We start from the raw sequence: 19,782 nt of genomic DNA on the forward strand, positions 1-19,782 counted from the left end.
TCGATGCGCGCACCCAGCGTGGAGTACACCGTGGCCATCTCCAGGCCGATGATGCCGCCGCCGATCACCAGCATCTTTTGCGGCACCTGGCGCAGCTCGAGCGCGCCGGTCGAGTCGACGATGCGTGGGTCGCGCGGAATGAAGGGCAGGTGCACCGCGGCCGAACCGGCGGCGATGATGCAGTGCTTGAACTTCACCACCTTCTTGGCGCCGGTCTTGTCCTGGGCGCTGCCGGTGGTCTCCTCGACTTCCAGATGATGCGGGTCGAGGAAGCTGCCGTAGCCGCGGATGACGTCGACCTTGCGCGCCTTGGCCATGCCGGCGAGCCCGCCGGTGAGCTTGCCGATCACGCCGTCCTTGTGCTTTCTGAGCGCATCGACGTCTACGGTCGGCTTGGCAAACACGATGCCGGCCTTGTCGACATGCTCGGCTTCCTCGATCACCGCGGCCACATGCAGCAGCGCCTTTGACGGGATGCAGCCGACGTTCAGGCACACGCCGCCGAGGCTGGCGTAGCGTTCGACGATCGCGGTCTTGAGGCCGAGGTCGGCGGCACGGAAGGCCGCCGAGTAGCCACCGGGGCCGGCACCGAGCACGACCATGTCGTATTCGGCGTCCGCCGTGCCGCTATGCGCGGCGGCGGCAGGCGCGGCGACCGGGGCTGCGGCGGGTGCCGCTGGCGCCGCGCCGGCGCCGGCCGAGGTCGCTGCCGAGGCCGTCATTGATTCGACCTTGAGCAGCACCGTGCCCTCGGCGACCTTGTCACCGACGGCGACCAGCACCTCCTTGACCACGCCGGCGGCCGAGGACGGCACGTCCATGGTGGCCTTGTCGGACTCGAGCGTGCAGATCGCATCGTCCACCTGGATGCTGTCGCCGACCTTGACGAACAGCTCGATCACCGGCACCGAATCGAAATCGCCGATGTCCGGGACTTTCACTTCAATTACTTGACTCATCTTCATCACCTCGTGAGGAGTTTCCGGAAGAGGAAGGGCGCGGGGCCAAGGGCTTGCGCCCCCGACCCCGCACTCCTCACCGTGTCAGAGCATCACGCGGCGGAAGTCCGCCAGCAGTTGCGCGAGGTACACGTTGAAGCGGGTGGCCAGCGCGCCGTCGATGACTCGGTGATCCGCCGTCAGCGACATCGGCAGGGTCAGGCGCGGCACGAATTGCTTGCCGTCCCACACCGGCTTCATCACCGACTTGTTCACACCGAGGATGGCGACTTCGGGCGCATTGACGATGGGCGCGAAGTAGGTGCCGCCGATGCCGCCCAGCGAGCTGATCGTGAAGCACGCCCCCGACATGTCGGCCGGGCCGAGCTTGCCGTCGCGCGCCTTCTTGGCCAGCGCACCGGTTTCGGCGGCGATGTCGAACACGCTCTTCTTGTCGGCGTCCTTCACCACCGGCACGACCAGGCCATTGGGGGTATCGGCCGCGAATGCGATGTTGAAGTACTTCTTGTAGACCAGATTGTCGCCGTCGAGGCTGGTGTTGAACTCGGGGAACTCCTGCAGCGCGCGCACCGAGGCCTTGATGATGAATGCGAGCATGGTGAGCTTCTTGCCCGACTTCTCGTACTCCTTGTTCATCTGCACCCGGAAGGCTTCCAGGTCGGTGATGTCGGCGTCCTCGTGGTAGGTCACCGCCGGGATCATCACCCAGTTGCGGGCAAGGTTCTGGCCGGAGATCTTCTTGATGCGGCTCAAAGGCTTGACTTCGACCTCGCCGAACTTGGCGAAGTCGACCTTCGGCCACGGCAGCAGATCCAGCCCGCCACCCAGCGATGCACCTGCGGCTGCAGCCGGGGTCTTGCCCGGAACCACCCCGGTCGTCATCGCGCTCTTGATGAAGGCGGCGACGTCTTCCTTGAGGATGCGGCCCTTCGGGCCGTTGGCCTTGACCTGGCCGAGATCGACACCGAGCTCGCGGGCGAAGGCGCGCACCGAGGGGCTGGCGTGCACCTTGCCGCCGACCTTGACCGCGGACGGCGCGGCGGCCGACGCCAGCGGCATCGCTGCCGGCGCGCTGGCCGCGGGGCCGCCGTCGGCCAGCGGGGCGGGCGAGGGCGCGGCGGGCGCCGGGGCCGTGGCAGCCGGGCTGGCAGGCACGGCAGCAACCGCGCCACCGGCCGTCTCGAGCTTGAGCAGCACGCTGCCTTCGCCGACCTTGTCGCCAACCGCGACCAGCACTTCCTTGACCACGCCGGCGTGCGACGAGGGCACGTCCATCGTCGCCTTGTCGGATTCGAGCGTGGCGATGGCGTCGTCGACCTTGATCGTGTCGCCGACCTTCACGAACAGCTCGATCACCGGTACGGCGTCGAAGTCGCCGATGTCGGGGACCTTGACCTCGACTACGCCGCCGGCCGCGGCCGGGGCGGCGGCAACCGCCGGCGCGGCAGTGGGCGCAGGGGCTGGCGCAGCGGCCGGTGCCGGCGCAGGGGCGGCGGCGGGCGCGCTCGCCGCGGCGCCGGCGGCCTCGACCTTGATCAGCACCGTGCCTTCGGCCACCTTGTCGCCGACAGCGATCAGCACTTCCTTGACCACGCCGGCGTGCGACGAGGGCACGTCCATCGTCGCCTTGTCGGATTCCAGCGTCGCGATCGCGTCATCGACGGCGATCGTGTCGCCCACCTTCACGAACAGCTCGATCACCGGCACAGCGTCAAAGTCGCCGATGTCGGGCACTTTCACTTCAATGAGTTGGCTCATGTTCTTGTCTCCTTGCGCGCTCAGACCGACATCGGGTTCGGCTTGGACGGATCGAGCTGGTACTTGACCATCGCCGCGGCGACCTTGTCGCGGCCGATCACGCCGTCATCGGCCAGCGCCTTCAGCGCGGCCAGCGTCACCCAGTGGCGATCCACCTCGAAGAAGTGGCGCAGTTGTTCGCGGGTGTCCGAGCGGCCGAAACCGTCAGTGCCCAGCGTGACGAAGCTGCGGTCGAGCTGCGAGCGGATCTGCTCGGGGAACATGCGGATGTAGTCGGTGGCAGCGACGATCGGGCCTTCGAAGCCGGCGAGCTTCTGCTGCACGTGGGTCTTCTTCGGCTCTTCCATCGGGTGCAGCAGGTTCCAGCGCTCGACGTCGTGGCCGTTGCGGGCCAGCTCGTTGAAGCTGGGCGCGCCCCAGATGTCGGCCTCGACGCCCCAGTCGGCCTTGAGCAGCTCGGCGGCGGCGATCACCTCGCGGAAGATCGTGCCCGAGCCCATCAGCTGCACGCGCGGGGCTTTGGCCTCGGCGCCCTGGCGGAACAGGTACAGGCCCTTGAGGATGTCGGCCTCGGCGCCGGCGGGCATCTCGGGATGTTCGTAGTTCTCGTTCATCACCGTGATGTAGTAGTAGATGTCCTCCTGCTCGGCGAACATCCGGCGCATGCCGTCCTGCACGATCACCGCGACCTCGTACTGGAAGGTCGGGTCGTAGCTGATGCAGTTGGGGATCATGTTGGCCATCAGCAGGCTGTGGCCGTCCTCGTGCTGCAGGCCTTCGCCGTTGAGCGTGGTGCGCCCGGCCGTGCCGCCGATCATGAAGCCGCGGGTGCGCTGGTCCGCCGCCGCCCAGCACAGGTCCATCGTGCGCTGCAGGCCGAACATCGAATAGAAGATGTAGAAGGGCACCATCTGCACGCCATGCACGCTGTAGGCGGTGCCGGCGGCGATCCAGTCGGCCATCGCGCCAGCCTCGTTGATGCCTTCCTGCAGCACCTGGCCGGTCTTGCTCTCCTTGTAGAACATGAGCTGGTCATGGTCTTCGGGCACGTACTTCTGGCCTTCCTGGTTCCAGATGCCGTACTGGCGGAACATGCCTTCCATGCCGAAGGTGCGGCTCTCGTCGGGCACGATCGGCACGATGTGGCGGCCGATCTGCTTGTCCTTGAGCAAGGTGTTCATGATGCGCACGATGGCCATCGTGGTCGACAGCTCGCGGCCTTCGCCCGAGGCTTTGAGCAGCGCGGCAAACGCGTCGAGCGCGGGCACGGCCAACGGCTCGGCCTTGGTGCGGCGCTGCGGCAGGAAGCCGCCCAGGTCCATGCGGCGCTGCATCATGTACTTGTGCTCGGGCGAGCCTTCCTCGAACTTCAGGTAGGGCAGCTCCTCGAGCTTGTCGTCGGGTACCGGCAGGCCGAAGCGGTCACGGAAGCGGCGGATGGCCTCGACGTCCATCTTCTTCTGCTGGTGGCTGATGTTCATGGCCTCGCCGGCCTGGCCCATGCCGAAGCCCTTGATGGTTTTGGCCAGGATCAGTGTGGGCTGGCCCTTGTGCTCGGCGGCGGCCTTGTAGGCGGCAAAGATCTTGAACAGGTCGTGGCCGCCGCGGTTGAGCTCCCACACCTGGTCGTCGGTCCAGTCGGCCACCAGTGCGCGCAGTTCGGGCGTGTTGAAGAAGTGCTCGCGCACGTAGGCGCCGTCCTTGGCCTTGAAGGTCTGGTACTCGCCGTCGCACAGTTCCATCATGCGCTGCTTGAGCAGACCCTTCTTGTCGCGCGCGAAGAGCGCATCCCAGTTCGTGCCCCAGATCACCTTGATGACGTTCCAGCCCGCACCGCGGAAGCCGGATTCGAGTTCCTGGATGATCTTGCCGTTGCCGCGCACCGGGCCATCGAGGCGCTGCAGGTTGCAGTTGATGACGAACACGAGGTTGTCGAGCTTCTCGCGCGCGGCCATGCCGATCGCACCCAGCGATTCGACCTCGTCGGTCTCGCCGTCACCGAGGAAGGCCCACACCTTGCGCTGCTCGGCGCGGGCGGCGTCGATCATGCCGCGGCTGGCCATGTACTTCATGAAGCGCGCCTGGTAGATCGCGCACAGCGGGCCCAGGCCCATCGACACGGTGGGGAATTGCCAGAAGTCCGGCATCAGCCAGGGGTGCGGGTAGGACGAGATGCCCTTGCCGCCGACTTCCTGGCGGAAGTTGTCCATCTGCTCTTCCGTCAGGCGGCCGAGCATGAAGGCGCGTGCGTAGACACCCGGGACAGAGTGGCCCTGGAAGTAGATCATGTCGCCGTCGTGGGCGTCGGACGGCGCATGCCAGAAGTGCGAGAAGCCGACGTCGTAGAGCGCGGCGGCCGAGGCGAAGGAGGCGATGTGGCCGCCGACGTTGGTGTTCTTGTTCGCGCGCACCACCATCGCCATCGCGTTCCAGCGGATGTAGGAGTGCAGCTTGATCTCCATGTCCGGATCGCCCGGGTAGGGCGGTTGCTGCTCGGCGGGAATGGTGTTGATGTACTCGGTGGTGGCCGAGTAAGGAATGTTCACCCCTTCCTGGCGCGCGGTGGCGATCAGGGTCTCGATCAGGTAGTGCGCACGCGCGGGACCTTCGTGTTCGACGACGGCGGCAAGCGACTCCAGCCATTCCTTCGTTTCCTGCGGGTCCGTGTCGGTGTGCGGGAGAAGGTTGCTGTTTCCGGTCATGGTTTGTCTCCTCATGACGTTCGGTTGGCGATCCCTGCCCGGTGGGGCAGGACGATGTTTGGTTGCGAGCGAGACCATGCCGATTGCCGCACGGCCAGCGTTGCGAAATATAAAACGCAATTTCGCTATGTGCAATATTTTTTTCTCAAACCGCGCGTGTTGTCATTGTGCTCCTCAGTGTCTGCGAGGCTGGGTTGTGGCAGGCGCGGTCTCATTGGCAAACACTACCCGCCCACCGCGCACCTCCCCAAGGTGGATCTGCGCCGGCGAGTGCAGGGTCTCGTGGTTGTCGCGTGAATAGGGTCGGTGGTAGGTCATGATCACGCCTTCAACCGGCTCGCGCAGATCCTCGAGTGCTTCGCGGATCCGTGCGCCTTCAGCACTGCCGGCCTGCCGGATGGCGGCGGCGAGCAGCAGCATCGAGTCGTAGCCCTGCGCCGCCGCAGGCGGGACGGGTATGCGCGCTTGGCCGGTCTCAGCCTCCCAGGCCGCGAGAAAGGCGCGCTGCCTGGGCGTGCGTGCCTCCTGGATGAAGGTCTGCGCCATGCGGGCGCCTTCGGCGTTGCGGCCCGCGATCTCGATGAAGTTCGACATGGCCAGCGTCCAGCTACCGATGATGGGAACCTCCCAGCCCATGCGGGCGAGGCCGTTGGCGATGTGGGCGAGTTCGGGGCCGATGCCGTAGGTGAGCACGGCCTCGGCCCGTGCTTTGCGAGCGCGCTTGAGGTGGATGCTCATGTCGGTCTGTCGCAGCTGGAAGCGCTCCACCACGACCGGCTGCAGGCCCCGCTGGCGCAGGGCCTCGATCAGGTCCTCACTGCCGAGCACGCCATAGTTGGTCGCGTCATGCAGGATCGCCAGGCGTGTCAGGCCGCGGCGGCCGACCGCCTCATCGACGATCACCTGCGCCTGCAAGGTGTCGTTGGCGGACACGCGAAACACGTAGTTGTCGGGGAACTCAGGGGGCTGGAACTGGCGCGTGAGCAGCGAGCCGGTGGCGACCGAGGTGATCACCGGAATGCGCGCGAGCTGGTAGTGACGCTGGCTGGCGAGCGCGACACCGGTGTTGACGATGCCCAGTCCGGCAACGATGCGGTCGCGGTGGATGAAGTCGCGCACGATGCGCGCGCCCAGCTCGTTGCTCGCCTCGTCGTCGTGTTCGATCAGTTGCAGCCGCCGCCCCAGCACGCCACCGGTTGCATTGATCTCGGCGGCCGCGATGCGGATGCCGGTGCGCATGGACAGACCCATCGGCGCAGACGGACCGGAGAAGGGGCCCGATACGCCGATGCGCAGCGGTTCGCGCTCGCCAGGGCTGGTTCTGCTCAGGCTCAGCGACTCGTCCGCAGCCCTGCCGTGCCCGGGCGTGACCAACATCAGTGGAAGGAGCAGCAGCGGGGCGAGGAGGGCGCGCCGAAGCAGCGCAGTCAGCGAGCTCATGGATTCACTGTAGGCATTGCAGTGGTGGTGCAAGTATTGGCGAAAACCCGGACAGGCCAGCCGCCGGCAGGCTGCGCTCGCATGCCATGCGAGTCGTACCGGTAAGGGTTAAACCGAATGCCGAATTGGGGCGCGATGGACAAGAATCTGGATCCGATTCACTGCTCGAGGCTGGAGTTAGGGGCGTCCGCCCCCTCGGCCTGTCCCCAAGCGCTCCATGCAGTCGCCCGCAAACGCCCAGACCAACCCGCCGCGCTGGTACTGGGCGCTTCCCTATGTCGCCGTGTCGCTGTTCGCGCTCGCGATGCTGGCGCTCGTCTGGCTGTTGCAGCAGCGCGAGTCGGAAGTCGAGCGCGGCGCGCTCGCGCGCGACCTGCAATGGACGGAGCAGGCGATGAGGCGCGCGATGCTGGGCACCGAGGAGTTCCTCACCCAGCTCGCGCGCGACCTGGCGGCCGACACCCTGGATCACGACAGCTTCCAGTTGCAGGCCAACGAGCATCTGGCCGTCAATGGCGCACTGACCAACCTGGCCTGGGTCGGGCGCGACCAGACGGTGCGCTGGACCGCGCCCTTCGACGCGCTCGACTGGCTGGCCGGCGAGACCTTGCTGGGCGAGCAGGTGCAGGGCTTCCAGCGCAGCGCACTGTCCTCGCGCCTCACCTATGGGCAGCCGCACCGCAATGCGCGCGGCGAAGCCGTGATCGAGGTCTTCGTACCGGTGCAGCGGCAGGGCGAGTTCTTTGGTGTGATCGTGGCGGTCTATTCGGCCGAGCGCATGATCAGCCGCCTGGTGCCCGACTGGTTCGCCGAGAAATACCGCCTCGCCATTCTCGATGGCGAGCGCAGCGTGCTCGCGCTCAGTTCTGCCCTGCCGCAGGTGGACCGCTATCTGGCGCTGGAGCTTGCCCTCGAGCCGCCGGGTAACGGCATGGTGCTGCAGGCAATGGCCTTCCGTCCGGGTGGCAGCTTCGCAAAGGCCCTGCCCACGGCAATCATCCTGGGCTTGTCGCTGATCGTGATGTGGACGCTGTGGACGCTGCGGCGCCATGTGCAGCATCGCGTCAAGGTCGAGAAGGAGCGCGACCGCCTGTTCAACCTGTCGCTCGACATGCTGTGCGTGGTCGATCTCGACGGTCGCTTCCGGCGCTGCAATCCGGCCTTCGAGCGCATCCTCGGGCATGCGCCGGCGGGTTTGCCAGGGCAGCTCATGATCGACTTCGTCCACTCGGAAGACGTCGCCGCGACGCTCGAGGTGCTGCGCCAGCTGGCCGGCGGCGAGCCGGTCAAGTTCGAGAATCGCTGCCGCTGCGCCGATGGCAGCTACAAGTGGCTGGCCTGGAGCATCAATCCGGTGCGCGACGAGGGGCTGGTGTATGCCGTGGCTCACGACATCACCGGGCGCAAGGCGGCCGAGGATGCCCTGCGTGCGGAGTCGGCCTTCCGCAAGGCGATGGAGGATTCGGTCATCACCGGCCTGCGCGCGATCGACCTCACCGGACGCATCATCTACGTGAACTCGGCCTTCTGCCGCATGGTCGGCTTCGACGAGAGCGAACTGGTCGGCACCGCAGCGCCGTTTCCCTATTGGCCGCCCGAGCAGCGCGCGGTGTGTGAGCGCAACCTGGCCATGACGCTCGCCGGCCAGGCGCCCAAGAGCGGCTTCGAGATGCGCATCCAGCGCAAGAACGGCGAACGCTTCGACGCGCGCTTCTACCTGTCGCCGCTGATCGACCTCACCGGCCGCCAGACCGGCTGGATGGCCTCGATCACCGACATCACCGAGCCCAAGCGCGTGCGCGCGGCGCTCGAAGCCGCGCACGAGCGCTTCGAGGCCGTGCTCGACGGGCTCGACGCCGCGGTGTTCGTGGCCGACGCGCGGACCGACGAGATCCTGTTCGCCAACTTCTCGTTCAAGCGCATCCACGGCTTCGATGCCGTCGGGCGCACGGTGCGTGGGGTTGCCGTGCCGCAGCCCGAGCGCGGCGACTACCGTGTCGACCCGCGCAATCTGTCGCCGGCCGACCTGCCGCGCGAGCTCTTCGACGGCGAGCTACAGCATCCGCTGTCCGGACGCTGGTACCACGTGCGCGAACAGGCCACGCGCTGGGTGGACGGGCGCGTGGTGCGCATGGGCATCGCCACCGACATCACCGACCGCAAGCAGACCGCCGAGGTGGCACGCCAGCAGGAAGAGCGCTTGCAACGCACCGCGCGCCTGATCACCATGGGCGAGATGGCCTCCACCCTGGCGCACGAACTCAACCAGCCGCTGGCCGCGATCGCCAACTACTGCGCCGGCTCGGTCACCCGCCTGCAGTCGGGCAACGCCAGGACCGAGGACATCCTGGCCGCGATGCAGAAGGCGAGCTTCCAGGCCGAGCGCGCCGGCAAGATCATCCGCCGCGTGCGTGAGTTCGTGAAGAAGAGCGAGCCACGGCGCAGCGCGGTCAGCATCGTCGAGGTGCTCGACGATGCCATCGGCTTCGCCGACATCGATGCCCGCCGCACCGGCATTCGCATCCAGACCGAGATCGAGGCGGACCTGCCCGCGGTGTACGCCGACCGCATCATGATCGAACAGGTGCTGCTCAACCTCATCCGCAACGGGCTCGATGCCATGATCGATACGCTGCCCGCCCAGCGGGTGCTGGTCGTGCGCGTGCGCCGCTTCGGCGCGGATGCGGTCGAGGTGGCAGTGATCGACCGCGGCCACGGCATCAGCGAGGAGGGCAGGCGGCGCCTGTTCACGCCCTTCTACACCACCAAGTCCGAGGGCATGGGCATGGGCCTGAACATCTGTCGCTCGATCGTGGAGTTCCACGACGGGCGATTGATCGTCGATGAGAACCCCGAAGGCGGTACCATATTTTCGTTTACCCTGCCGACGGAGACAGCCAGTGAGCGGATTGCCCGCAGCGCCTGACCAGATCGTTCATGTCGTCGATGACGACGAAGCCCTGCGCGATTCGCTCGTGTGGATGCTGGAAGCCAACGGCTACAGCGTTGCAGCCCATGCCTCGGCCGAGTCCTTCCTCGCCGAATGCCGCCCCGACATGACCGGATGCATCGTGCTCGACGTGCGCATGCCCGGCATGAGCGGGCTCGAGTTGTTCGAGGAGCTCGGCCGCCGTCGCTGCGGCCTGCCGGTCGTGTTCATCACCGGTCATGGTGACGTGCCGATGGCCGTGTCGGCCCTCAAGAAGGGCGCGGTGGACTTCATCGAGAAGCCCTTTGGTGAGCGCGACATGCTGCGCCTGATCGAGCAGTGCCTGACGCTCGAGCGCGACAATCGCGAAAAGCGCCTGCAGGAGGCCGACACCGCGCGTCGCCTGGAGCACCTCACCCAGCGCGAGCGCGAGGTGCTGGAACTCATCATCGTCGGCAAGCTCAACAAGCAGATTGCCGACGTGCTCGGGATCAGCATCAAGACAGTCGAAGTCCATCGCGCCCGCGTGATGGAGAAGATGGGTGCGAACTCGCTCGCCGAACTCGTGCAGCACGTCGTGTCGATCGAAGCAGCGCCTCCGCTGCGCTGATTCCTCCCCGCTTCAGAACACAGGACCGCTCGCATCGAATGACCGGAGTCAATGCCCTATTTCTGCTCACCGGCCTGCTGCTCTTCATCAGCGTGCTGGCCAGCACGGTATCCGCGCGGCTCGGCCTGCCGCTGCTGCTGCTCTTTCTGGGCGTGGGCATGCTTGCCGGCGAGGATGGGCCGGGTGGCATCGTCTTCGAGGATTTCTTCATTGCGTCGATGATCGGGCAGGCCGCGCTGTCGGTCATCCTGCTCGACGGCGGCCTGCGTACGCGGGTCAGCAGCTTCAGGGTTGCACTCAAGCCGGCGGCCGTGCTCGCCACCTGGGGCGTGATCGGCACGGCGGCATTGCTCGGCATCTTCGCCACCTGGCTGCTGGGGGTGGACTGGCGCCTCGGCTTCCTGCTCGCGGCCATCGTCGGCTCGACCGACGCCGCGGCGGTGTTCGCGCTGCTGCGCAACAGTGGCGTGCGTCTCAACGAGCGCGTGCAGGCCACGCTCGAGATCGAGTCCGGTGCCAACGACCCGATGGCGATCCTGCTCGTCACGGCGCTGGTGGGGCTGCTGCTGCAGCCCGAGGCCACGACAATCGCTGGTTTTGCCTGGATGCTGCTGAGCCAGCTCGGGCTTGGCGCGATCATGGGTTTGGCGGGCGGGTGGGTGCTGTCGCGCCTGATAGCGCGCCTGAGCCTGCCCGAGGGGCTGTATGCGCTGCTCATCCTGTCGGGCGGGACGCTGGTGTTCGCCGCCACCAACCTGCTCGACGGCAGCGGCTTTCTCGCCGTGTATCTGGCCGGCGTCGTGGTCGGCAACCGCCGCAGTCATGCGACCGAGCATGTGCTCAGGGTCATGGACGGACTGGCGTGGCTCGCCCAGGCCGGCATGTTCGTCGTGCTCGGCATGCTGGTGACGCCGTCCGAGTTGCTGACCCACGCCTGGGAGGCGCTGGCGATGGCCGTCTTCCTGACGCTGGTGGCCCGCCCACTGGCGGTGGCGATCGGCCTGTGGCCCTTCCGCTACAAGCGCAACGAACTTGTCTACGTGAGCTGGGTGGGCCTGCGCGGCGCCGTGCCGGTCGTGCTGGCGATCTTCCCGGTGGTGATGGGGGTGCCCGATTCGCGGCTGCTGTTCGATGTCGCCTTTGCCGTGGTGCTGCTGTCCTTGCTGGTGCAGGGCGCCACGGTGCCGATGGCAGCGCGCTGGCTCAAGGTCGAGGTGCCGCCGCGCGACGAGCCACGCGACAAGCGCGAGGTCTGGGTCCACGACGAAGCGGCGTTGGATCTGCTCGAGTATCAGGTGGCGCCTGGGTCACGCGCCGAAGGTCGGCACCCCGATGACGTGGCGGCGGAGTTTTCCGGCATCGACGTGCGCTGCGTCGCGCTCGTGCGCAGCGGGCATCTGCATCGGCTGACCTTGGATACGCGCATGATCCCGGGCGACGCCGTGTGGTTCGTCGCGCCCGATGAGCTTGGCGAGCAGCTCGCACGCCACTTCGGCGGCACCGGGGGCGAACTGTCCGCGAATGCCAGCTTCTTCGGCGAGTTCGTCGTCGATCCCGCCTGTCTGGCCAGTGATCTGGCCGATGCCTACGGGCTCGAAATCGGCGCCGACGAGCGCAACAGATCGGTGGGCGAACTCTTGCGCGACCGCCTCGGCCGCGCGGCTGTCGTGGGCGATCGCGTGCGTATCGGCGCTTTCACCCTCACCGTGCGGGAGATGACCGATCAGGGCTTGATCACAGCGATCGGTCTCAAGTGCCCGCCCCCGGGCGGGGGGCGGTGAGGCCGGCACTCGCTTGTGCCGGCGCCGCGGCAGGGCGCTGATGCTGTAAAATCCCGGCCTTTTTAGAGGCTCTACCGATGACCGCTCGCATCATCGACGGCAACGCGCTCTCCGCGCGCGTGCGCGGCGAAATCGCAGAGCGCGCCGCAGCACTGAGGGCGCGTGGTGTGCAACCCTGCCTGGCGGTCATTCTGGTCGGCTCCGATCCGGCCTCGGCGGTCTATGTGCGCAACAAGGTGGCCGCCTGCGAGAAGGCGGGCATCCGCTCGCTGCGCTTCGACTACCCGCAGGACGCCACCCAGGAAGAGGTGATGGCGAAGCTCGCCGAGCTCAACGCCGATCCCGCGGTGCACGGCATCCTGGTGCAACTGCCGCTGCCGAAGCAGCTCGACGAGACCGCCGTGCTCGAGGCCATCGACATCAGGAAGGACGTGGACGGTTTCCACGCCGAGAACGTCGGCCGCTTGTCGCAGAACCGCGAGGGCTTCATCCCGTGCACGCCGCATGGCGTCATGAAGATGCTTGAGAGCACCGGAACTCCGGTGCAGGGCGCCGAGGCGGTGGTGATCGGGCGCTCGAACATCGTGGGCAAGCCGATGGCGATGCTGCTGACCAATGCCGGCGCCACCGTCACCGTGTGCCATTCCAGGACGAGGGACCTCGCCGTCCACACCCGCCGCGCCGACATCCTCGTGGCGGCGATCGGCAAGCCGCGCTTCGTCAGCGGCGACATGATCAAGCCGGGTGCCACCGTCATCGATGTCGGCATCAACCGTCTGCAGGACGGCCTGGATGCCGGCAAGCTGTGCGGCGACGTCGATTTCTCCTCGGCGAGGGAAGTCGCCGGCGCCATCACCCCGGTGCCGGGCGGCGTGGGGCCGATGACCATCACCATGCTGCTGGAAAACACCGTGATTTCCGCCGAACGCGCCGCCGGCAAATAGGGGACTTTGAGATGAGCGAAACCAAACCCGTCGTCGGCATCATCATGGGCTCCAACTCCGACTGGCCCACGATGAAGGCCGCGGCCAGGATGCTGGAAGACTTCGGCGTGCCCTTCGAGGCCAGGGTCGTCTCTGCCCACCGCACGCCCGACCTGATGTTCGAATACGCCGAGGCCGCGCGCGGCCGCGGGCTCAAGGCGATCATCGCCGGTGCGGGCGGGGCGGCCCACCTGCCGGGCATGGTCGCGGCCAAGACCACGCTGCCGGTGCTGGGCGTGCCGGTGCAGTCGAAGGCGCTGTCGGGGCAGGACTCGCTGCTCTCCATCGTGCAGATGCCCAAGGGCATCCCGGTCGCCACCTTCGCCATCGGCGAGGCGGGCGCGGCCAACGCCGGCCTGTTCGCGGTGGCGCTGCTCGCGGTCGAGGACGCCGCGCTGGCGCAGAAGCTCGCCGACTTTCGTGCCCGCCAGACCCAGGCGGTGCTCGACATGACCCTGGATTGAGAGCCGCATCATGATCCTCCCGCCTGCCACCCTCGGCATGCTCGGCGGCGGCCAGCTCGGCCGCTTTTTCGTTTCGGCCGCGCACGAGATGGGCTACAAGGTCTGGGTGCTCGACCCCGACCCGCACAGCCCCGCCGGCCTGATCGCCGACCGCCACCTGGTCGCCGCCTACGACGACTACGTCGCCCTCGATACCCTGGGCAGTGAATGCGCCGCGGTGACGACCGAGTTCGAGAACGTCCCCGCCGACACGCTCGACTACCTCTCCAAGTTCATCCCGGTGCATCCGGCGGCGAGCGCGGTCGCGGTGTGCCAGAACCGCATCGCCGAGAAGACCTTCCTCGCCGACAACGGTTTGCCGCACGGCCCCTTCGCCGTCATCCGCAGCGAGGACGAGGTGCGCGCCGCCAATGCCGGCCTGTTCCCGGCCATCCTCAAGGTGGCGCGCTTCGGCTATGACGGCAAGGGCCAGGCCCGCGTCGCCGATCGTGACGCGGCGGTGGCCGCCTTCCAGCACTTCAAGGGCGAACCCTGCGTGCTGGAGAAGATGCTGGCGCTCGACTACGAGGTGTCGGTGGTGCTAGCGCGCGACGAGGCGGGCACGGTGCGCTGCTTCCCGACCGGCGAGAACCGCCACCGCAACGGCATCCTGGACGTCACCATCGCGCCGGCGCGGGCGTCTGCTTGCCTGAGGGACAACGCGCAGGAGATCGCCGAGCGCATCGCCGACAAGCTCGGCTACGTCGGCACGCTGGGGGTCGAGTTCTTCGTCTGCCGCGGCGAGCTGGTGGTCAACGAGATGGCGCCGCGTCCGCACAACAGCGGCCACCACACCATCGACGCCTGCGATGTCAGCCAGTACGAGCAGCAGGTGAGGGCGCTCACCGGCCTGCCGCTCGCGACGCCGCGCCAGCATTCGGCGGCGGTCATGGTCAATCTGCTCGGCGAGCTGTGGTACGAGGACGGCAAGGGTCATGGCGTCTACCGCGAGCCCGACTGGTCGGTGCTGCACGCCGTGCCCGGCCTGCGCCTGCACCTGTACGGCAAGCATCACGCCCGTCCGGGACGCAAGATGGGCCACTTCGTCGTGACCGGTGACGATGCCGAGGCCGTGCTCGAGCGCGCGCTCGGCGCGCGTGCCGCGATCGGCATCCGCGACGAGTGAGCGCGCAGCGATGAGCGCCACCGGGGCCGCACCGCGCGGCCGCATCGCATCGCCTACGCCTGCGGCCATCGCCGAAGCCTCGGCCCTGCTGCGCGCGGGCGACATCGTCGGCATGCCGACCGAGACGGTGTACGGCCTCGCCGCCGACGCGCTCGACCCTGCGGCGGTGAAGAAGATCTTTGCCGCCAAGGGCCGCCCCGCCGACCATCCGCTGATCGTGCACCTGCCCTCGGCGGAACACCTGCCGCAGTGGGCCGCCACCATCCCCAAGGACGTGCTCGCGCTCGCCCGCGCCTTCTGGCCCGGCCCGCTGACGCTGATCCTCAAGCGCACGCCCGAGGTGCCCGATGAGGTCACCGGCGGCCAGGACACCGTCGGTCTGCGCGTGCCCGCGCATCCGGTCGCGCTCGCGCTGCTGCGCGCCTTCGACGGCGGCCTGGCCGCGCCCAGCGCCAACCGCTTCGGTCGCATCAGTCCCACCACCGCCGCGCACGTGCACGAAGAACTCGGCGAACGCGTGGCGATGATCCTCGATGGCGGCGCCTGCGAGGTCGGCATCGAATCCACCATCCTCGACTTCTCGCGCGACGTACCGGAGATCCTGCGTCCGGGTGCGATCGGCCCGGAGGACATCGCGCGCGTGATCGGGCGCCTGCCGCGGGTGCGGGGCGAGGCGCAGCCGGCGGTCGATGAGACGGCGGCCGGGCAGGGGCGTGCGGACCTTGCAGGCGCCGGGGGCAAGGGCGCGGCCCCGCCCGCCGCAACCGACGCCGCCCCGCGCGTCTCCGGCGCGCTGGCCGCCCACTACGCTCCGCGCACGCCTCTGCGCCTGGTCGAGCCCGCGCTGCTCGTCGACGAAGCCGTCGCGCTCGCGGGCGAGGGCAGCCGCGTTACCGTCCTCGCCCACTCCACGCCCGACCCGCGCGACGCACGGCTGACCTGGCGCACCCTGCCTGCCGAACCCGCCACCTACGCGCAGGGCCTGTACGCCAGCCTGCGTGCACTCGACGCAGTGGGAGCAGACTTCATCCTGATCGAGGCGCTTCCGGGTGGTCCGGGCTGGCGCGCGGTCGCCGACCGCCTTGGCCGCGCGGCCGTGGGGTCGGGCAGCGCGGAGGCATAAGCCCCAAGGCCGCGGCGCGTGAAAGCGGGTTGTCGCGCCAGGACGGTGCAGGACTCGTCGCAGGGGCTTCCATTTAAGGGGGCGGCTCTCTATAATGCGCGCTCTTTCAGGGCCGATAGCTCAGCTGGGAGAGCGCTGCGTTCGCAATGCAGAGGTCGGGAGTTCGATCCTCCTTCGGTCCACCACGAACACTTCCGAAGTAGTCCGAAAAAAGCCGGAACCCATTGAAAATTTAGGGTTTTCGGCTTTTTTTACGTCCGAAGTGGTCCGAGGATGGCTATTGAAAGCCTGAGGCTGGTGGGGGCAACATTGGGGGCAACTGTTCGAGATGCCCCCAATCACCTAAGGAGTTGCCCCCAGATGCCCCTCACAGACACGCAGATCAAGGCACTCAAGCCCGCCACAAAAACTCGCAAGTACGCCGACGAGAAGGGCTTGTACCTCGAAGTCGCTCCGAGCGGAGGGAAGTGGTGGCGTCTCAAGTACCGCATCGGGGGGAAGGAGAAACGGCTTAGCCTCGGGGTCTATCCGGATGTTTCATTGAAGGCCGCACGTACTCGGCGTGACGAGGCGCGCGCGTTGATCGCGAACGGCGTCGACCCCAGCGCGGTGCGAAAGGCGGATGAGGCCGAGCGTGTCGCGGATACCGTGCATACTTTCGAGGCTGTCGCACGGGAGTGGTTCGAAAAGGAGCGAGTCGACTCCGAGTGGGCACCCGGGCACGCTAGCAAGATCATCCAGCGGTTCGAGAAGGACGTTTTTCCATGGATCGGAAAGGTCGCCGTCTCCAAGATCAAGCCGATGGATGTGCTGGCGTGCTGCCAGCGGATCTATGACCGAGGTGCAGCGGACACCGCTTACCGGGCGAAGCAGACCATTGGACAAGTCATGCGCTACGCAGTCGGGACGGGGCGCGCGGAGCGAGATCCCACGACAGACCTTAAAGGGATCGTCAAGAAGCCCAAGCCCGAGCACTTTCCGTCGATTACCGACCTCGACGAAGTTGCCGCATTGATGCGTGCGATTGACGGCTTCAAAGGGACGCTCGTCGTTCGATCTGCGCTGCGCCTGGCACCCCTTTTCTTTGTTCGCCCCGGGGAGCTGCGCGGCGCGGAATGGGCTGAGATCGACTTTGAGCGGGAGGAGTGGCTGATTCCTGGTGCGCGGATGAAGGGTGGGCGAGACCACCTCGTTCCGCTCTCCCGTCAAGCGGTTCAGATCCTCAAGGACCTTCATCCCCTTACCGGCGACCGAAAGCATGTGTTCGCGGGCCGCGACCCTCGCAAGGCGATGTCTGACGGTACGGTCAACGCCGCACTGCAGCGCATGGGCTATGACACCAAGAAGGACATCACGGGGCATGGCTTTCGCGCAATGGCGCGCACCATCCTCCACGAAGAGCTTGGTGTAGAGCCAGAAGTGATCGAGCACCAACTCGCGCATGGTGTGCCGGATCCACTTGGCGATACCTATAACCGCACCAAGTTTCTGAAGGCGCGTCGGGTGATGATGCAGAAGTGGTCGGATTATCTCGATCAGCTAAGGGAGAAGGGGCGTCGAGGAACGTCGTCGCCTTCAGAAGGTGATGATGAGCTTGTCCTTTGACGCTGTGAGGTATGGGCTGAGGGAATCCTCTTTAGCATGTTCGCGGGCGTGGTGTGGGCGCTGTCAGACACTTAAAGGTCCGCTATGGAGGTGGAAACGACCTACGCTCTGCGGGCAGAGCGTAGGTCGTGCGGCTTGAGTGCGCTCCATGCAACCTGCGTGTAGGCGCTGCATGCTGACGGGATTACGGCCCCTTTCCGACATGCGTATCGTCCATGTCATGGGCTTCGGGATGTCCCGGCGCCGTTCAACATGGAGTGTGAATATGAATAGCATGTCGCAAGAACCGATCTTGATCATGCGGCGCCGCGAGGTCGAGCGCCGCACCGGTTTGTCCCGTTCAACCATTTACGAGCGAATCAGGACGGGCGCGTTTCCTGCCCCTATTTCGCTTGGTGGCAAGTCGGTTGGGTGGATCGAGCACGAGGTGAACCACTGGCTTGCTGAACGCATTGTCCTCAGTCGGACCCGTGCCGGTGCTGGGGTCGAGAGGCGGTGACACGTCGTGGGGATGAAAGCCTGATGAGCGAGCGAGTGTTGCCCGAAGCGAGGTGAAGTAGAGGTCATACGTCACGTCTTCGGTGTGTCACAGGGCGATAAGATTCAGGGTGTCGCGAATCCGTCTCGCGACCTGCCCTCGGGTCGCGGCCGGCTCGCTGGCTGGCCCCCAATACATCGTTCGCACTTGCTGCTGGTTACACATGGCTATCGTTGGTTCCAGGGATCACTTCTTCAACATGAGCAAGGCGTTCGTCGCCCGCGAGTCGGCGCGAATGGCCGATGTGGTCAAGGGACTGCTCCATGAGCACTATCCGGGTCACCCGCTTGAACTCCAGGCCGGCGACGAAGCCGGTCCACAATCGGAAGGTGACCGCCCAGGGCCTCCGATGCTGCGCCTGATCTACCACTCGCTCACTTCCGAAGATCTGCAGCTTCGCGACGACGGTCTGGACTTTGACCGGCTGCAGAGCCTCTATCAGCTCAGCATCATCGCAAACATGATGACCTTGAAAGAGGCGCGCGATGAAGCGTCAGCCTCGGAACTGCTCAGTCGGCAGGGTAAGAAGGCGGCTGATGCGCGGCATGCTGAGAACCGCGAAATTGCGCAGGAAATCAAGGATTGGTACGGCGCGAATCACGACCGGTACAAGAGCATGGATGCAGCGGCTGAGGCGGTCACAAAGCTCCAACCGGTTGCCTTTCGCACGGCGCGGAAGCATATCGGGCACGCAGCTAAGGAGCTCGGACTGCGTGAGTGATATGCAGCGCTTGTCACCGACCGGCACCTAGGAGTTAGCGCCGGATCGGTGTGTGGAGCCACTTCCCGTCTGATGGATGTCTTGGCTGGCCTGCAGGAGCATCGAGATGTACGAGTACCGCCAAGCCCTGATGTGCATGCGCCAAGGCGACTCCCCGAGCGCGAGATCACAGGCTCGAAACTCATGGGGCAGCAAGGCGGCTCGCTTCCGCGAGCTAGTCTAGTCCGCGCCGAAGGCTGGGTCGACCCGCCCCCTGGCGGGGGGCGCCGAGATCGTCGCCGCATTCGGGCAGCCGAGGCTCCTCGCGACAGTCCAGTCGTTGTTGCCACGTAACGGCCGCTGATTGAGCAGTGGCTCGGGCAAGGTGCGTCCGGCGTGGTGCTCCACACCGCGCTCAAGCGTGTGTGAACACGGTTTTACCGGGCACGACTCGAGCGTGCGCCGACTGTTCGCCCAGATCGGCCGCGAGCAGTTCTCTGAGAACATGGTGCGTCTCACTTTCGCACCCGGCGAAGCCGTGCAAGTGGGCTTCCGCGCCGGCACCCACATCATCGATCCGGCCACGAGCGAACGGCGTCGCACCTGGTTGTTCGTAATGACGTTCTGTTTTTACCCTCACCAGTACGTGGAGTTCGTCTAGGACTAGAACGTGCGGACTTGGCTGGGCTGCCACTGGCGCGCCTTCGAGTGGTTCGGTGCTGTGCTGGCGGGCTCATCATCGATAACGCCACGTGCGCGATCACCATCGTTACCACCGAGGCCAATGCGGCGATGCGACCGCTGCACGACCGGATGCCGGGAATCCTGACGTTCAGGATTACGGGACCTCGCTGAAAGGGGCGACATGGGCCGATCGCGTGCGGGCGTTGCTGCGCTCGTGCGCCGAGGCGATCCTTGATGCGCATGCGGTGGGAAAGGTGGTCGGGAGCCTCAGGAACGTGGGGGTTCAACTGATCACGCCGCTCGCTTAGCGTTTCAATACCGTGCTGCTATCAAGGTCGGGG

16 protein-coding genes and 1 tRNA gene are annotated in these 19,782 nt (G+C 66.6%); 13 read left to right on the top strand and 4 right to left on the bottom strand.

Translation table 11 applies throughout. The features are described 5' to 3' along the window. The 4 genes from ACMV5O_RS19565 to ACMV5O_RS19580 all read right to left on the bottom strand — a co-directional run. Positions 1–959, bottom strand: a 959-nt coding sequence (locus ACMV5O_RS19565) for an FAD-dependent oxidoreductase (RefSeq protein WP_416165028.1), incomplete at its 3' end; no start/stop codon positions are given. 84 nt (positions 960–1,043) lie between these two features. Next, positions 1,044–2,717, bottom strand: a complete 1,674-nt coding sequence (gene aceF / locus ACMV5O_RS19570; RefSeq protein ID WP_416165029.1) for a dihydrolipoyllysine-residue acetyltransferase — start codon at positions 2,715–2,717, stop codon at positions 1,044–1,046. 20 nt (positions 2,718–2,737) lie between these two features. Further along, positions 2,738–5,419, bottom strand: coding sequence for a pyruvate dehydrogenase (acetyl-transferring), homodimeric type (gene aceE, locus ACMV5O_RS19575; RefSeq protein WP_416165030.1), 2,682 nt, complete (start codon positions 5,417–5,419; stop codon positions 2,738–2,740). Positions 5,420–5,593: 174 nt separating this feature from the next. Further along, the gene (locus ACMV5O_RS19580; RefSeq protein WP_416165031.1) at positions 5,594–6,859 is read right to left on the bottom strand and encodes an ABC transporter substrate-binding protein; all 1,266 of its coding nucleotides are present in this window, start codon (positions 6,857–6,859) and stop codon (positions 5,594–5,596) included. A gap of 217 nt (positions 6,860–7,076) precedes the next feature. On the opposite strand from ACMV5O_RS19580, the gene ACMV5O_RS19585 reads away from it, so the two are divergent. The 13 genes from ACMV5O_RS19585 (at position 7,077) to ACMV5O_RS19645 (ending at position 19,612) form a co-directional block, all read left to right on the top strand. Then, the gene (locus tag ACMV5O_RS19585; protein WP_416165032.1) at positions 7,077–9,785 is read left to right on the top strand and encodes a PAS domain S-box protein; all 2,709 of its coding nucleotides are present in this window, start codon (positions 7,077–7,079) and stop codon (positions 9,783–9,785) included. Next, positions 9,760–10,398 carry a response regulator transcription factor gene (locus ACMV5O_RS19590; protein WP_324543868.1) on the top strand — a complete coding sequence of 213 codons (639 nt, stop codon included), beginning with the start codon at positions 9,760–9,762 and terminating at the stop codon, positions 10,396–10,398. Before ACMV5O_RS19585 ends, ACMV5O_RS19590 begins: the two co-directional genes overlap by 26 nt. 38 nt (positions 10,399–10,436) lie before the next feature. Continuing rightward, positions 10,437–12,179, top strand: a complete 1,743-nt coding sequence (locus tag ACMV5O_RS19595; protein WP_416165033.1) for a potassium/proton antiporter — start codon at positions 10,437–10,439, stop codon at positions 12,177–12,179. A 77-nt stretch (positions 12,180–12,256) separates the two neighbouring features. Then, positions 12,257–13,123, top strand: a complete 867-nt coding sequence (folD, locus tag ACMV5O_RS19600) for a bifunctional methylenetetrahydrofolate dehydrogenase/methenyltetrahydrofolate cyclohydrolase FolD (protein ID WP_416165034.1) — start codon at positions 12,257–12,259, stop codon at positions 13,121–13,123. An 11-nt stretch (positions 13,124–13,134) separates the two neighbouring features. Continuing rightward, positions 13,135–13,626, top strand: a complete 492-nt coding sequence (gene purE / locus ACMV5O_RS19605) for a 5-(carboxyamino)imidazole ribonucleotide mutase (protein ID WP_416165035.1) — start codon at positions 13,135–13,137, stop codon at positions 13,624–13,626. A 10-nt stretch (positions 13,627–13,636) separates the two neighbouring features. Then, a complete protein-coding gene (locus ACMV5O_RS19610; protein WP_416165036.1) occupies positions 13,637–14,791 on the top strand; it encodes a 5-(carboxyamino)imidazole ribonucleotide synthase in 1,155 nt (384 codons plus the stop codon). Between the two features lie 10 nt (positions 14,792–14,801). Next, positions 14,802–15,914, top strand: coding sequence for an L-threonylcarbamoyladenylate synthase (locus ACMV5O_RS19615; protein WP_416165037.1), 1,113 nt, complete (start codon positions 14,802–14,804; stop codon positions 15,912–15,914). A 109-nt stretch (positions 15,915–16,023) separates the two neighbouring features. Continuing rightward, positions 16,024–16,099, top strand: a tRNA-Ala gene (locus ACMV5O_RS19620). Between the two features lie 175 nt (positions 16,100–16,274). Next, positions 16,275–17,519 carry a tyrosine-type recombinase/integrase gene (locus tag ACMV5O_RS19625; protein WP_416165038.1) on the top strand — a complete coding sequence of 415 codons (1,245 nt, stop codon included), beginning with the start codon at positions 16,275–16,277 and terminating at the stop codon, positions 17,517–17,519. A 265-nt stretch (positions 17,520–17,784) separates the two neighbouring features. Beyond that, on the top strand, positions 17,785–18,018 hold the full coding sequence (locus ACMV5O_RS19630) for a helix-turn-helix transcriptional regulator (protein ID WP_416165039.1): 234 nt from the start codon (positions 17,785–17,787) through the stop codon (positions 18,016–18,018). 238 nt (positions 18,019–18,256) lie between these two features. Then, positions 18,257–18,778 (top strand): hypothetical protein, encoded by a 522-nt coding sequence (locus tag ACMV5O_RS19635; RefSeq protein ID WP_416165040.1) that lies wholly within the window; start codon positions 18,257–18,259, stop codon positions 18,776–18,778. A gap of 436 nt (positions 18,779–19,214) precedes the next feature. Then, complete coding sequence (locus ACMV5O_RS19640) at positions 19,215–19,418, top strand: hypothetical protein (RefSeq protein ID WP_416165041.1); 204 nt, start codon at positions 19,215–19,217, stop codon at positions 19,416–19,418. 47 nt (positions 19,419–19,465) lie between these two features. Further along, on the top strand, positions 19,466–19,612 hold the full coding sequence (locus ACMV5O_RS19645) for an SOS response-associated peptidase family protein (RefSeq protein ID WP_416165052.1): 147 nt from the start codon (positions 19,466–19,468) through the stop codon (positions 19,610–19,612). Positions 19,613–19,782 lie beyond the last annotated feature (170 nt).

This window comes from Thauera sp. WH-1 (assembly GCF_047806685.1).
Classification (GTDB): Bacteria; Pseudomonadota; Gammaproteobacteria; order Burkholderiales; family Rhodocyclaceae; genus Thauera.

Coding starts and splice junctions, on each gene's coding strand:
- aceF (WP_416165029.1), bottom strand. CDS start 2,717: ATGAGCCAACTCATTGAAGTGAAAGTGCCCGACATCGGCGACTTTGAC.
- aceE (WP_416165030.1), bottom strand. CDS start 5,419: ATGACCGGAAACAGCAACCTTCTCCCGCACACCGACACGGACCCGCAG.
- ACMV5O_RS19580 (WP_416165031.1), bottom strand. CDS start 6,859: ATGAGCTCGCTGACTGCGCTGCTTCGGCGCGCCCTCCTCGCCCCGCTG.
- ACMV5O_RS19585 (WP_416165032.1), top strand. CDS start 7,077: ATGCAGTCGCCCGCAAACGCCCAGACCAACCCGCCGCGCTGGTACTGG.
- ACMV5O_RS19595 (WP_416165033.1), top strand. CDS start 10,437: ATGACCGGAGTCAATGCCCTATTTCTGCTCACCGGCCTGCTGCTCTTC.
- folD (WP_416165034.1), top strand. CDS start 12,257: ATGACCGCTCGCATCATCGACGGCAACGCGCTCTCCGCGCGCGTGCGC.
- purE (WP_416165035.1), top strand. CDS start 13,135: ATGAGCGAAACCAAACCCGTCGTCGGCATCATCATGGGCTCCAACTCC.
- ACMV5O_RS19610 (WP_416165036.1), top strand. CDS start 13,637: ATGATCCTCCCGCCTGCCACCCTCGGCATGCTCGGCGGCGGCCAGCTC.
- ACMV5O_RS19615 (WP_416165037.1), top strand. CDS start 14,802: ATGAGCGCCACCGGGGCCGCACCGCGCGGCCGCATCGCATCGCCTACG.
- ACMV5O_RS19625 (WP_416165038.1), top strand. CDS start 16,275: ATGCCCCTCACAGACACGCAGATCAAGGCACTCAAGCCCGCCACAAAA.
- ACMV5O_RS19630 (WP_416165039.1), top strand. CDS start 17,785: ATGAATAGCATGTCGCAAGAACCGATCTTGATCATGCGGCGCCGCGAG.
- ACMV5O_RS19635 (WP_416165040.1), top strand. CDS start 18,257: ATGAGCAAGGCGTTCGTCGCCCGCGAGTCGGCGCGAATGGCCGATGTG.